This window comes from Rheinheimera baltica (genome assembly GCF_030731985.1).
Classification (GTDB): Bacteria; Pseudomonadota; Gammaproteobacteria; order Enterobacterales; family Alteromonadaceae; genus Alishewanella; species Alishewanella baltica.
Map to the genome: position 1 here is coordinate 116,002 of NZ_JAPJDY010000006.1, position 13,753 is coordinate 129,754.

The following is a 13,753-nucleotide window of genomic DNA, read 5'->3' on the forward strand; positions in this document are numbered from 1 at the left end:
AAACGCAGCCAAATTTATATTGGGGTACTATGGCTATTATTTCCTGCCCATTTTGTGGGCAAAAAATTTCTGATAAAAGTGCGATATGCTCAAAATGTAACGGTGATATTGCAGGTTTAACACCGGAAAAGCGTGACTCGCTAGAGCGTAATAAAGCATTGGATAAAGCGCAAAGCTTAGTTAATCATTCTATGTTTGCTTTACTGTTATTTTTAGCCGGCTTTGGTTTAATGTACTGGTGGGACCCTCAAGCTGGTAGTTATCAGCAATATGTCGCCGGCGGCGCAATCGGTATCGGCTTTTGTTGGTATATGATTAGCCGTGCCCGCATCATGTTTATGAAAAAGCGTAAATAAAAATGAATTTTACTGCACTCGTTCAGGCCATGACGCCTGATACTTATGAAAAATTGGCCGATGCTGTTGCGACCGGCCGTTGGGCAGATGGCAATGCGATGGACGAAAGCCAGCGTGAACAAAGTCTGCAGTTGGTTATGGCGTATCAGGCACAAGTTCTTAAATCTGAAGAACTTTTTACCATTGGTGCCGATGGTCAAATGGTACACAAATCTAAAGCCGAACTAAAAAAACAGTTCGACACTCAGCCGTCTATTGCAAGGTTCTCGCACGATGATCTTTAAACGTTTTTTTAAACCTAAGTGGCAACATGCCGATGCCGCTGTGCGACAGTTAGCTATAGCGGATCTGAACCAAGATGATCAGGAACACAAATCTGTTTTGCATGAGCTGGCATTTAACGACGGGGCTGAAGCTGTTCGCAAAGCCGCTTTGCTAAAACTAAACGATTTCGCATTATGGTGGCAGGCGAGTAAACATGATAGCGCCGAGCGTTTACAACAGTTGGCTGAGCAAACGTTGATCAGTCAATTATTACAAAATAAAGTTGAGCCGAAGCTCAAACAACAGTTTATTGCTCAGTGCAACCGCAGCAGCATTCTTGAGCAACTAGCGCAAACTGAAACAGACGCCGGTATTAAATTTGGTTTGTTGCAGCGGCTAAATAAAGCCGAGCTTAATCAGAAAGCGCTACAAGATCCGGTATTGCAGTTAGCACAAAAACGAGAATTGCTGGCTCAAATAAATGATGAAAAGACGCTGGAGAAACTGGCGAAACAGCTAGATGGTGAGTTACAAACTGACGTGGTGCAAAAATTACAATATTGCCACGAACAAAAACAAAAACCGTTATTGCTGCGTAAGCAGCTTACGTTATTACTGGCCAAACTTAATGCCATACGTGAGCGAGTAACATTGTCTGACATCCCGCAGCAGCTTGGGGAATATCAAACTCATTGGCAAGAATTAACACCAGAGCTGGCTTGCCTTGGCGAAGAAGCTGCTGAATATCAGGCCAAATACGACAAAATAGTTCAGCAGTTACAACACTGGTTGGCGCCACGCTTGGCTGAGTTAGAGAGTATTCAGGCAGAGCAGGCGAAAAATGCAGCTCAGGCTCAACAACAACACGCATTGCAGCAGGAATTGGTTACACTAGAGCAGCAGCTGCAACAAACGCTATTAAATACGGATATTAATGCGGCGCAGCAGTTGGAGCAGCAGTTACAGGAGTTGTCGGCTAAGTTAGCTGACGCTGATGTCGCTAACCGGGCGAGTTTGGCTAAAGGTATATCACAGTTACAACAGCGTTTAGCACAATTACCGCTGTTGGCCGAACAATTAGCACAATTAACCCGCATAGTTGCTGACTGGGCTGCGTTAACTGCTCCAACAACCGCAGAGCAGTACCAACAGCATACGACGCAGTTAACTCTATGGCAGCAAGAGTGGCGTCGTTTAACTAAAGCGATGGTTATTGCGGTGCCAGCAAGTTTACTTGAAGCTAAAACCGCACTGTCTCAACAGTGGCAGGACCTGGCAAAGTCTTTTGATGCAGAAAGTGAAAAAATTCAACGTCAGTGTCGCAGTAAATTAGCGCAGTATCGCAGGCTATACAATGCCGGTAAGTACAAGGTGCTTTTTGGTCTTTTTAAAGGCATTGAAGAAGATTATCAACAACTTACTGAACAGCAACGTGCTCAGCTAAGTAAAGATTACGAGTTTGCCCGTGACAAAATGACAGAGCTGGCAGATTGGCAGGAATATATTGCCACACCGCGTAAGCAACAATTACTGGCGCAGATGCAGCAGTTAAGTGCTGAGGTACCTGATAATCAAATCCGCCAGCGTGCAGATGAGGTAAAACAGGCTCGTGCACAGTGGAACAGTTTAGGCAAAGCTGATGCGACCATGGAAGCGCAGTTAAATAATGCATTTGATGTGGCGTGTGAGCAAGCGTTTGCCCCGTGTCGCGTTTATTTTGCCGCGTTAGATGCACAGCGTGCTGAACACGTTAAACAACGAGAGCAACTGATTCAGCAAGCTGTTTTATTACAACAACAAAATCTGGACGTTAAAACACTGGATAAGCAGTTGAATCAGTTAAAACAAGCCTGGCAACAAGCTGGTGCGGTGGATAAGCAGCAGTTTTCAGTATTAAATGATGCCTTTACTCAGGCATTAACGCCTTTGCGCGAGGGGTTACTGGCCGCGCAGCAACAGGTGGTGGACGCAAAGCAGCAACTTATTGCAAAAGCACAGTCTGCCATTTCGTTAAGTGAGGCAAACGTCACGGCAAAAATTCTTAAAGAATGTCAGCAGCAATGGAAGACGTTGGGGCAGGCTGCGCGTAAACAAGATCAGTCGTTGTGGCTTGAATTTAGGGCCGTTTGTGATGGTTTTTTTAATGCACGTGTAGAGCAAGCACAACAGCAGCAATTGGCTGAACAAGCTGAGTTGCAGCAGTTTGATGCAACGCTGTCTGAATTAAAAACCGCGATACAACAAGCAAGCAGTGGCGCTGAACTAAGTGCCTTGCAACAGCAGGTTGAAGGGTTACAGCCGCAAAACGGCGCTGCTCAGCAAGTGGTAAGGCAGTTACGGGATACACTTGCTCAAAAACTTATTAGTTGGCAACAACAACAACAACAGCGAGACGTTGTCGAGATGTTTAACCTGCTAGCAAATCCTGCGTTGACCGCGGAACAGTTACCCACTAAGTATCGCGATAGCTTTGCCCAGGGACAGGAGCAACAGTTAACTCGCGCACAGCTTACACTGGCTCTGGAAATTATTTGCGATGTTGCTTCGCCCATAGAAATGCAACCGGCACGTCAGCAAGTGCAACTGCTACTGCTATCGGATAAGCACAACCAAGGCAATGTGCTAGATAAACACACGTTGTTTAAGCGTTGGTTACAGTTTGGTGCCGTTGTAGAGGCAGAGCTGCCGTTGTTAGCCCGTGTTAAAGCACTGTTTGAATAAAGCCGCTTTTTTACAAAGCTTTTAACAATCCTTCTTGCAAAACGTTTAACAAAGTATTGTCTGACAGCAGACTTAATCTGCTGTCAGCTCTCCGCGTAAATCTTGCTGCATTTGTTGGCGAATAGCGTCTGGATTCAAAGGTTTGCTCAGCAGATAATGTAATTTGGTTAGGGTGGCCTCCAATGTCATATCATAACCGCTAATGACACCAGATTGTTTTAACGCATTACCTGTAGCATAGCCCTGCATATTAACCTTACCTTTAAAGCACTGCGTGCAATTAACGATAATGAGTCCGCGAGCACTTGCATCAGAGAGTATTTGTAATAACTCTGGCCGCTGTGGGGCATTACCTACGCCAAATGATTTGATAATTAAGGCACGTACTGGCGCCGTTGTCATATTACGTATTACATCTGTGCTGATCCCCGGATACAGTGTCACCACGCTGATAGGTTGTGGCACCACTGATGCCAACGTCAATGGATCGGCATCTATTGTCTGGTTTAACTGGCCTGCGATTAAATTGATATGAATACCGGCTTCGAGTAATGGCGGAAAATTGGGTGAAGCAAACGCATTAAAACCACTGGCATCCGCTTTCGTTGCGCGATTACCGCGAAATAATTGATTATTAAAAAATAAAGCAACTTCAGCAATGGGGTAATTAGCTGCAAGATACAGTGCATTGAGTAGATTAACCTGACCATCAGAACGCATTTGCGCCAGCGGAATTTGTGAGCCAGTTATAATTACCGGTTTTTGTAAGTTCTCCAGCATAAAAGACAACGCAGAGGCGGTATAGGCCATGGTGTCTGTACCATGCAATACGACAAAACCATCGTAATTCAGGTAGTGCTGTTGAATATCTTCAGCGATATGTCGCCAATGTTCAGGTGTCATATCGGAAGAGTCGATAACAGGATGATATTCATGAATATCAAACTCGGGCATTTCAGACCGATAAAATTCCGGCATTTTTTTTACCGTATCGGTTAAAAAGCCTGGTACAGGAACAAAGCCCTGCTCGGAATGCTGCATACCAATGGTGCCGCCGGTATAAGCGACATAAATACGTTTTCTGCTCATAATATTCAAATAATGCTATGCAAATAAAAATGCCCGGTTACGTACCGGGCATTGTAATAGACTTCGTTAACGCTGTCAGTTAATGCTGCAGCCAACGCAGTATGAATAGACACCGTTAGGATCATTAAACTGGTTAAGAAGTACAAAATCTTGTTTTAACTGTTGAGTGAATTTACCCAATAATTTTTGCTCAGGACTAACATGCGTCTGAGGTAACCAACCCTGTGCTTTCGCCTCACCCAGTAACTCTTTGATCATTTGTTCACTTGGCGTAAGTGATTGCTTCACCACTTTTACGTCGTACTGACTTAAACCTGCTTTCTCCGCCGCGGCTTTTACAGCGTCATCAAAAGTGCCAAGTTTATCGACCAGACCAAGCTCCAGGGCTTTACTGCCGGTCCATACCCGACCCTGAGCTACTTTATCTACGTCAGTTACTGACATATTGCGGTTTTCACCTACCATGGTAAGAAACTCGGTATAGCCGCGTTCAATTAATAACTGGAAAAGATCTTTTGCTTTGTCGTCCAGCCCTTTAAATAAGGGTAAGCCACCCGACATACCGGCTAATTCAGTGGTACCTACACCATCTACATTTAGCCCTAGAGTTGGCAACACATTTTCAGCGGTATGCAGTAAACCAAAAATACCAATAGAACCGGTGATCGTGGTAGGCGCCGCCCAAATTTCGTTGGTTGGTGCTGCTATCCAATAACCGCCTGATGCTGCAACTGAGCCCATAGACGCTATTACGGGTTTACCGGCTTCACGCAGTAAGCGAATTTCCTGCGCAATGACTTCAGAAGCATAAGCGCTACCGCCAGGGCTATCAATACGCAGCACAACAGCTTTAATTTTATCGTCGTGTCTGGCTTGGCGTAACAAGGCTGCCGTAGAGTCACCACCGATGGATCCGGCTTTAGCTTGACCATCGACAATCACACCGCGTGCAACGACTACACCTACTTTATCAGTCAGAGGATTGTCAAATTGTTGTGCTGGAATAACTAAATCTGCATAGTCATTAAAGGTTACATGATTATAAGTATGCTCATCGTTCTCGCCAACAATGGCAACCAGGTTGCGGCGAAATGCTTCTTTGGTGTTGATATGGTCAACTAAACCCGCATTTAGTGCATACTTACTTAAATCACCTTCAGCAGCCTGTAGTTTTTCTAACAGGGCAGCGTAGGTTTCGTCAAAGTTAGTTACGTCAAAGCCACGACGGGCTGCAACTTGTGATTTGTAGTTGTTCCATAACTCAGTGAGCCAGGCAATGTTAGCTTCTTTTGCGGCATCAGACATGTCGTTGCGTAAAAACGGCTCCACCGCCGATTTGTATGTACCAACGCGAAATACATGGGTATTTATTTTCAGCTTTTCCAAGGCATTTTTATAATACATTGGATAGCTGCCATAACCTTCCAAAATCACCGCGCCCATAGGGCTTAAATGAATTTCGTCAGCGTAGCTGGCAAGAAAGTACTGACCTTGACCATAGTAACCGCCAAAAGCAAACACCTTTTTGCCTGCCGCTTTGAAATCTTCAATGGCGCTACCTATTAGCTTCATTTTATCCAGTGAACCACCGCCTAACATCGATAAATCCAGCACCATGGCCTGGATACGGTTATCTTTGGTCGCTTTTTTTACCACATTTACAACATCGCTAACCAAAACCTCTGGTGATTCTTCCTGACCGCCCAGGCTTTCATTAATGGCGGTTGCTATAGGATCAGCCCAGCGTTTTTCTTCGACCAAATCCCCAGTCAAATTAAGAATTAGAGCAGCTGTTGGTGGCACTTCAACCTTATCATCGCCACTAAAAATTGACACCGCCAAAACGGCCACTATAACAATAAAGAGCAAATTTAAAATGATAGAGCGAAAGCCACGATAAATGCGGCTAAGTGTGCTAAACAATCGGCGGATAGGGCCTGACTTTTTATCGGTCATAAAGACTTCCTGTTAAAACAAATACAAATTGGTCATGTTGGTATGCTAAACAATTTGACGCTAAAGGCTAAGTGGAATTTGTAAGTAAATGTGTAACACTTCTGCTGATAATAGGCGTGACTTGCTATCCAATCACAAAGCAGCTAAAGTCTGCCACAAACAACAGGTACGACCAGAGAGGGTGAAGTGGCTTACCAAAAATTATTACAACCACTGGACTTGGGTTTCACAACGCTGAAAAACCGCGTCATTATGGGTTCAATGCATACCGGCTTAGAAGAAGAAAAACAGGGTTTTTCAAAGCTTGCCGCATTTTATGCCGAACGCGCTAAAGGCGGCGTCGGCCTAATCATTACTGGCGGTATTAGTCCTAATTTCCGCGGTAATTTGGTGCCGTTTGGTAGCCAGCTAAGTTTTTGGTGGCAAACCGGTAAACATAAGCAAGTTACACAAGCTGTGCATGAGCATGGTGCGAAGATTTGCTTACAGTTGTTACACGCTGGCCGTTATGGTTACCATCCATTTAGTGTGGCCCCAAGTAATATTAAATCGCCTATCACGCCGTTTAAACCTTCGCAGATGTCAGCTCGTCAGGTTAGAAGTACCATTAAAGACTTCGCCAACGCAGCTAAGCTGGCTAAAAAGGCAGGCTATGATGGTGTTGAAGTGATGGGATCTGAAGGTTATCTGATTAACCAGTTTATTTGTGCCAGAACCAACCAGCGCTCAGATGAGTGGGGCGGTAGTTTTGAAAAGCGTTGCCGCTTTGCAATAGAAACGGTTAACGCAGTGCGTGCTGCTTGTGGCGACGACTTTATTATTGTTTATCGTTTGTCCATGTTAGACCTGGTTGAAGATGGCAACAGTTATGATGAAGTTTTGGCATTAGCAAAACAGATTGCCGCCGCGGGTGCCACGTTACTCAATACTGGTATTGGCTGGCACGAAGCCCGGGTTCCAACCATCGGCACTATGGTACCGCGCGCCGCTTTTAGTTGGATAACTGAACGAGTAAAAGCCGAAGTGAATATTCCGGTAATTGCGACCAACCGCATAAACGATCCGCAGGTTGCTGAAGATATTTTGGCTAACGGTCAAGCTGATATGGTGTGTATGGCGCGGCCATTTTTAGCAGATGCTGATTTTGTCAATAAAGCCGCAGCAAATCAGGCCGACTTAATTAACACCTGTATAGCCTGTAATCAGGCATGTCTTGATCACGTTTTTCAAAATAAGCGCGCCAGCTGTCTGGTTAATCCACGTGCCTGTTATGAAACCGAACTTAACTTTACGCCGGCAAAGCAGCGCAAGAAAATTGCTGTAGTAGGTGCGGGGCCAGCGGGTTTAGCATTTAGTGTTTATGCTGCTCAGCGTGGGCATGAAGTGCATTTGTTTGATAAATCACATCAAATTGGTGGGCAGTTTAACTACGCCAAACAGATACCCGGCAAAGAAGAGTTTCATGAAACACTGCGTTATTATGGGCGTATGCTGGAGCTGCACGCCGTTAAGCTGTTTTTAAACAGTGAGCAAACGGTTGAAAGTTTAGCGCAAGGTGGTTTTGATGATGTCGTATTAGCCAGTGGTATTGTGCCTCGTGATATCGGGCTTGCCGGTAGTGATCATCCTAAAGTACTGAGTTATTTAGATGTATTACGAGATCACAAAGCGGTGGGTAAACATGTCGCCATTATTGGTGCCGGGGGTATAGGTTTTGATGTGGCAGAGTACTTAACCGAACCTCATTCACTAACGCTGCAACCTGACGCTTGGTTAAAAGACTGGGGTATTGATAAAAGTTATCAAGCCCGAGGGGCATTGTTACCCGATAGTGTAACGCCGCCAGCAGACCGAAAAATTTACCTGTTACAGCGTAAAGCCAGTAAGGTAGGCGCAGGGTTAGGTAAAACAACTGGCTGGATCCATCGCGCATCGTTAAAGAAAAAAGGTGTCGAAATGATAGCCGGTGTTAACTATATCAAAGTAGATGACGATGGACTTTGGATTGAAATCGGCGGTGAAGAGCGTTGCCTAAATGTCGACAATGTTATTATTTGTGCCGGACAAGAGCCTTTTAGAGCATTGGTTGCAGGCTTGCAACAACATGGTGTAAAAGCTCATTTAATTGGCGGGGCAGATGTGGCGGCTGAGCTTGATGCCAAACGCGCAATACGACAAGGTGCTGAACTAGCTGCAAGTATATAATTACAGTGCCGCCTTGGTGCTTGATTGCACCAAAATAGTACGCCATTTTAACAAAGGCACCAATTTGGTGCCTTTGTCATATCTTAGTCATGAATATCTTCTACTTTAGTCGGTGCAAGTGCCTTATTCATCACGATCACTAGCCATTTAGCAACAGCTGCTGCTATTGTGGTATCAGCTTTGCAAACAAAAAGAAAAAAACAGACTAAATGTTCAACAGGGAGTTTTTATGTCCGGGGTATTAACGATGATTCTCGCTGGTGGCGAAGGCACGCGCTTAGCACCTTTAACTGGTGTTAGAGCAAAACCAGCCGTGCCATTTGGTGGCAACTACCGCATAATAGATTTTGTTTTAAATAATTTTGTTAACTCAGATTTACTTCAAATATTTGTTATTACACAATTTAAATCGCATTCACTGATGAAACATTTAAGTCGGGCTTGGCGAGTTACCGGCTTAACCAATCGTTTTATTGACCCGATCCCGGCGCAAATGCAAACTGGTAAACACTGGTATTTGGGCACTGCTGATGCAATATATCAAAATTTACATTTAATACATGGATTAGACCCAGAACATGTTTGCGTTTTTGGTGGTGACCACATTTACAAAATGGATGTACGTCAGATGCTTGATTTTCACCGGCATCACAATGCGCGTTTAACCGTCGCGGCTATTCCCGTGCCTGTTGAGCAAGCCCATGAGTTTGGTGTGATTGAAGTTGATAACAACGGTAAAATGATTGGTTTTGAAGAGAAACCCAAAACGAACCCTAAGACTATTCCCGGAAAGCCAGGCTTTGTGTTGGCGTCAATGGGTAACTACATCTTCGAAGCAAAAACCCTGGTTAATGTGTTAGAAGAGGACGCTATACAACCTGACTCAAAACATGACTTTGGCCATAATATCATTCCACAACTTTACCCTTCGGGTGATGTGTACGTGTATGATTTTTCATCTAACACTATCCGGGGCGAAAATGCTCGTAGCAGCGGTTACTGGCGTGACGTAGGTACGATAGATTCGTACTATGAAGCCAACATGGATTTAATTTCTGTAGAACCTCCGTTCGATTTATACAATAAATACTGGCCGCTTCGTGGTTATACGCCTCCTGTACCGCCAGCAAAGTTTGTGCATGATGAGGCAAACCGAACCGGGCAGGCAATAAGTTCTATGGTCGCGTCTGGTTGTATTGTCAGCGGGTCTATCGTGTATCATTCTATTTTAGGTTTTAACGTCCATGTGCATAGCCACAGTTATATTGAAAAATGTGTACTGATGGGGAATAACGATATTGGCCGTGGTTGCAGAATAAGACGCGCTATTATTGATAAAGATGTAAAGATTGCGCCCGGCACCATCATTGGTGAAGATCCAATTTTGGACAAGCAGCGGTTTCATGTGTCTGCAAATGGCGTGATCGTTATTGCCAAAGGTGCAAAGATTGGGTTTGATTAGCCCAGTACCATGTTAAGGACACGTAGTGCGGATACTGTTTATTTGTAGTGAATACGAAGGACTGATTAAGACTGGCGGTCTCGCCGACGCCTGTAAAGGTTTAGCGCAGAGCCTGGTGGCTGCTGGTCATCAGGTAACAGTGGCGTTGCCGCGTTACGCAGGATTGTATCAGTTACCTATATCAGATTGGCAGTCAGTATATTTTCAGTTAGCTGGCCGCCAGTTTGGTTGCGCTGTTCGGCATGCCCGACATGAGGGGGTTGATATTGCACTTATTGAGCATGACGATTTCTTTCAGCGTGCCCGCCCTTATGATGATGGTGAGCGGGGCTATACTGACAACCCGCTGCGATTTAGCTTTTTTTGTAAAGCGACCCTTGAATGGGCACTTCAAACCGAGCAAAGCTTTGACATTATTCATGGCCATGATTGGCAAAGCGCGGCTAGTGCATACTATTTAAAGCATCACTATGGCAATAGCCATTTGGCTAATGCTGCATTTGTTTTTAGCATTCACAATGGGGCTTATCAGGAAAAGTGTGCTGCCCACTGGCGGGGCGAACTTGATATAGCGCCACAGCGGTATGATGAGCTTAACTTTCTGGCAACCGCAATAGAATGTGCGGACAAACTTAACACTGTCAGTTGTGGCTATCGTGATGAGTTGATGCATGAGCCAGCAGGTGAGGGCTTGTCTGCTTTATATCAGCAGCGTAAAGCAGACTTTATCGGTATTTTAAACGGGTGCGATTATAATATTTGGCATCCGCAGTATGATCAGCACTTAGCTGAGCCTTTTGATGTTGGTGACATGCAAGGTAAACAGGCTTGTAAGATTGCTATCTTAAAACACTTTCATCTTGCGCCCACCTCACAGCCATTGTTTGTTGGCGTTAGCCGTCTTACTGGACAAAAGGGTTATGATTATCTTGTTCCTGCACTACGTCAATGGTTGGCCTCTGCAGAGGCGCAGGTTGTTATTATGGGCACGGGTGAGGCAAAATACTGCCTCGCACTTGAAACCCTACAATGGGATTTTCCGCACAAATTTCGCTTTATTCAGGGCTTCAGTGATGCGTTAGCGCATCAGTTAGAAGCAGCTGGTGACTTTTTCCTAATGCCATCGTTATTTGAACCCTGCGGGTTAAACCAGTTATATAGTTTACGCTATGGTACGGTACCGCTGGTACGGTTAACCGGTGGATTAAAAGACACAGTAAAACCCTGGCCAGCACGTGGAGCTACGGGTATTGGCTTTGTTGAACCTGACGTCAACGCAACTTTAGCGGCATTACAACAAGCGCAATTGTTATATAGCAAAACCGACAGCTACGCGCGTGTGCAAAAAAACGGTATGGTACAAAATTTTAGTTGGTCACAATCGGGCGAACACTATCTAGCCTTGTATCAACAGGCGATAGAAGCAAAAGCGGGTTAAATTTCAGCAAACTGGTTGAAAGCCCGTCATACGGGCGCTACCTTGTCATAATATGATGTAAAGGTTAGGATTAATTTGCTAGGCTGCAAGCAGCTTATATCATCGGGGTTTTTTTATGGATGCATTGACGTTACTTACCACCCGTTTTTCTTCTGCACGTTTAACCGAGCCAGCACCGTCTGGTGACGTATTGGACAATATTAAACGCGCTGCGCTGCAGGTACCTGATCATGGCAATTTAAGGCCATGGCGTTTTGTTATTGCACACGGCCGTCAGGCATTATGCCGTTTAGGCGATATATTTGCTGAAGCAGCAGTGGAGGACGATCCTGCCATTGCTAACGAGCTATTAGAGCGCGCACGGCAATTACCACTGCGTGCTCCTATGGTCATTGTGTGTATAGCTAAAGTGGTAGAGCATGCAAAAATTCCGTTAGCTGAACAACTGCAGTCGGCTGCTTGTGCGGTAATGGCGATGCAACAAGCGGCTTTTGCGCAGGGATTTGGTGGTATATGGCGCACAGGCGCTTATGCACAACTAGACTTTGTTAAACAAGCGTTGGAGTTGGGTGAAGACGACGAAATTGTTGGTTTTTTATATCTGGGTACACCCAGCGGCGAACCAGCAAAACGGCACACCGCCGATCCGACAGAGTTTTTTTCTAGCCTATAGTCAGGTTTTACCTACTAACTAATAGGTTAATGGTTTTTCCATGAAGTTTTGCAATAAAAAAGGAGCTTATTGCTCCTTTTTTATTGGGTTTTTTATTGGATTCGCTTTTAGAAATCAGCGTTACCCGGTGTACGTGGGAAGGCGATAACATCGCGGATATTGCCAATACCAGTAACGTAAGATACCAGACGCTCAAAGCCTAAACCGAAGCCAGCATGAGGCACGGTGCCAAAGCGGCGCAAGTCACGATACCAGCCATAATCTTCTTTATCTAAGCCCATTTCATCTAAACGCGCATCGAATGCTTCCAGGCGCTCTTCACGCTGGCTACCACCGATGATTTCACCTATACCGGGTGCTAAAACGTCCATAGCAGCAACTGTTTTACCATCGTCATTTAAGCGCATGTAAAACGCTTTAATGTCTTTCGGGTAGTTTTGCATAATGATTGGCGCGCCAACATGCTCTTCGGCCAGGTAACGTTCGTGCTCAGATTGTAAATCGACACCCCATTCAACCGGGTATTCGAATTTTTTGCCACAGCTTTTTAATATTTCAATGGCGTCGGTATAGTCCATACGCACGAAAGATGAATCAACTAGCTGTTGTAAGCGAGTGACTGCCGTAGGGTCGATACGCTCAGCAAAAAATGCCATGTCATCGGCACGCTCGGTCAGCACGGCTTTACATACGTATTTCAGCATGTCTTCAGCCAGCTGCGCGATGTCTTTTAACTCAGCAAAGGCCACTTCAGGTTCAATCATCCAAAACTCAGCTAAGTGACGGCTTGTGTTAGAGTTCTCAGCACGAAAGGTGGGGCCAAAGGTATAAATTTTTGACATTGCACAAGCGTAGGTTTCGCCGTTTAACTGGCCAGATACGGTTAAGAAGGTTTCTTTACCGAAAAAATCCTGACTGTAATCGATGACGCCTTTGTCTGTGCGCGGCAGGTTTTCCATATCAAGTGTGCTAACGCGGAACATTTCGCCCGCGCCTTCAGCGTCGGAGCCAGTAATTATAGGTGTACTGATCCAGTAGTAACCTTGCTCATGAAAGAAACGATGTACAGCTTGCGCCAAACAGTGGCGCACCCGGGTAACAGCGCCCATTATGTTGGTACGCGGACGCAAGTGTGCATGCTCACGCAGATATTCCATACTGTGGCGTTTTGGCGCCATAGGGTAGGTATCCGGGTTTTCTACCCAGCCCAACACGTCAACCTTGCTCGCCTGGAGTTCAAAAGCCTGGCCCTGACCTTCAGAGCGGGCTATTACACCGCTTACAGCAACAGAGCACGAAGTGGTCAACCGTTTTACTTCAGACTCATAATTCGATAATTCAGACGGTACAACCGCCTGCACAGCATCGAAGCAGCTGCCATCATGTATAGCTAAAAAGGAAATGCCAGCTTTTGAATCGCGGCGGGTGCGGATCCAGCCTTTAACGGTGACAGTGTCACCGATGGCATAGCGACCAGCTAAAACATCTTTAATAACGGCGTGCGTCATGCAACAAACTCCAGAGGGTGTAAACTTAGAAAACTGCGTAAAGCCTGTAATGATACTGAGCCAAGCGCACAACACAAGTAA

10 protein-coding genes are annotated in these 13,753 nt (G+C 45.3%); 7 read left to right on the forward strand and 3 right to left on the reverse strand.

Translation table 11 applies throughout. The annotated features are described in order from the left end of the window. Positions 1-29 precede the first annotated feature (29 nt). The 3 genes from ORJ00_RS11535 to ORJ00_RS11545 are packed head-to-tail and all read left to right on the forward strand — an operon-like array spanning position 30 to position 3,341. Positions 30-356, forward strand: a complete 327-nt coding sequence (locus ORJ00_RS11535; RefSeq protein ID WP_027670668.1) for a hypothetical protein — start codon at positions 30-32, stop codon at positions 354-356. 2 nt (positions 357-358) lie between these two features. Further along, positions 359-640, forward strand: a complete 282-nt coding sequence (locus tag ORJ00_RS11540; protein WP_306139915.1) for a YeaC family protein — start codon at positions 359-361, stop codon at positions 638-640. Further along, positions 630-3,341, forward strand: coding sequence for a DUF349 domain-containing protein (locus ORJ00_RS11545; RefSeq protein WP_306139917.1), 2,712 nt, complete (start codon positions 630-632; stop codon positions 3,339-3,341). The genes ORJ00_RS11540 and ORJ00_RS11545 overlap by 11 nt, the downstream gene beginning before the upstream one ends. Before the next feature lie 72 nt (positions 3,342-3,413). On the opposite strand, the gene ansA is transcribed toward ORJ00_RS11545, so the two are convergent. Continuing rightward, a complete protein-coding gene (gene ansA, locus ORJ00_RS11550) occupies positions 3,414-4,430 on the reverse strand; it encodes an asparaginase (protein WP_027670671.1) in 1,017 nt (338 codons plus the stop codon). Positions 4,431-4,505: 75 nt separating this feature from the next. Next, on the reverse strand, positions 4,506-6,386 hold the full coding sequence (sppA, locus tag ORJ00_RS11555; protein ID WP_306139919.1) for a signal peptide peptidase SppA: 1,881 nt from the start codon (positions 6,384-6,386) through the stop codon (positions 4,506-4,508). Between the two features lie 186 nt (positions 6,387-6,572). Here sppA and ORJ00_RS11560 point away from each other — a divergent pair, with 186 nt between their 5' ends. The 4 genes from ORJ00_RS11560 to ORJ00_RS11575 all read left to right on the forward strand — a co-directional run bounded on the left by ORJ00_RS11560 (position 6,573) and on the right by ORJ00_RS11575 (position 12,164). Continuing rightward, a complete protein-coding gene (locus ORJ00_RS11560) occupies positions 6,573-8,591 on the forward strand; it encodes an NADPH-dependent 2,4-dienoyl-CoA reductase (RefSeq protein WP_306126681.1) in 2,019 nt (672 codons plus the stop codon). A gap of 229 nt (positions 8,592-8,820) precedes the next feature. Further along, a complete protein-coding gene (glgC, locus tag ORJ00_RS11565) occupies positions 8,821-10,053 on the forward strand; it encodes a glucose-1-phosphate adenylyltransferase (protein ID WP_306126682.1) in 1,233 nt (410 codons plus the stop codon). Positions 10,054-10,078: 25 nt separating this feature from the next. After that, positions 10,079-11,491, forward strand: a complete 1,413-nt coding sequence (locus ORJ00_RS11570) for a glycogen synthase (RefSeq protein WP_306139920.1) — start codon at positions 10,079-10,081, stop codon at positions 11,489-11,491. 115 nt (positions 11,492-11,606) lie between these two features. After that, positions 11,607-12,164, forward strand: coding sequence for an NAD(P)H nitroreductase (locus tag ORJ00_RS11575; protein ID WP_306137924.1), 558 nt, complete (start codon positions 11,607-11,609; stop codon positions 12,162-12,164). A gap of 107 nt (positions 12,165-12,271) precedes the next feature. Here ORJ00_RS11575 and asnS read toward each other — a convergent pair whose 3' ends face one another. Next, positions 12,272-13,672, reverse strand: coding sequence for an asparagine--tRNA ligase (asnS, locus tag ORJ00_RS11580; protein ID WP_306139922.1), 1,401 nt, complete (start codon positions 13,670-13,672; stop codon positions 12,272-12,274). Positions 13,673-13,753: the final 81 nt, after the last annotated feature.

Coding starts and splice junctions, on each gene's coding strand:
- ORJ00_RS11535 (WP_027670668.1), top strand. CDS start 30: ATGGCTATTATTTCCTGCCCATTTTGTGGGCAAAAAATTTCTGATAAA.
- ORJ00_RS11540 (WP_306139915.1), top strand. CDS start 359: ATGAATTTTACTGCACTCGTTCAGGCCATGACGCCTGATACTTATGAA.
- ORJ00_RS11545 (WP_306139917.1), top strand. CDS start 630: ATGATCTTTAAACGTTTTTTTAAACCTAAGTGGCAACATGCCGATGCC.
- ansA (WP_027670671.1), bottom strand. CDS start 4,430: ATGAGCAGAAAACGTATTTATGTCGCTTATACCGGCGGCACCATTGGT.
- sppA (WP_306139919.1), bottom strand. CDS start 6,386: ATGACCGATAAAAAGTCAGGCCCTATCCGCCGATTGTTTAGCACACTT.
- glgC (WP_306126682.1), top strand. CDS start 8,821: ATGTCCGGGGTATTAACGATGATTCTCGCTGGTGGCGAAGGCACGCGC.
- ORJ00_RS11575 (WP_306137924.1), top strand. CDS start 11,607: ATGGATGCATTGACGTTACTTACCACCCGTTTTTCTTCTGCACGTTTA.
- asnS (WP_306139922.1), bottom strand. CDS start 13,672: ATGACGCACGCCGTTATTAAAGATGTTTTAGCTGGTCGCTATGCCATC.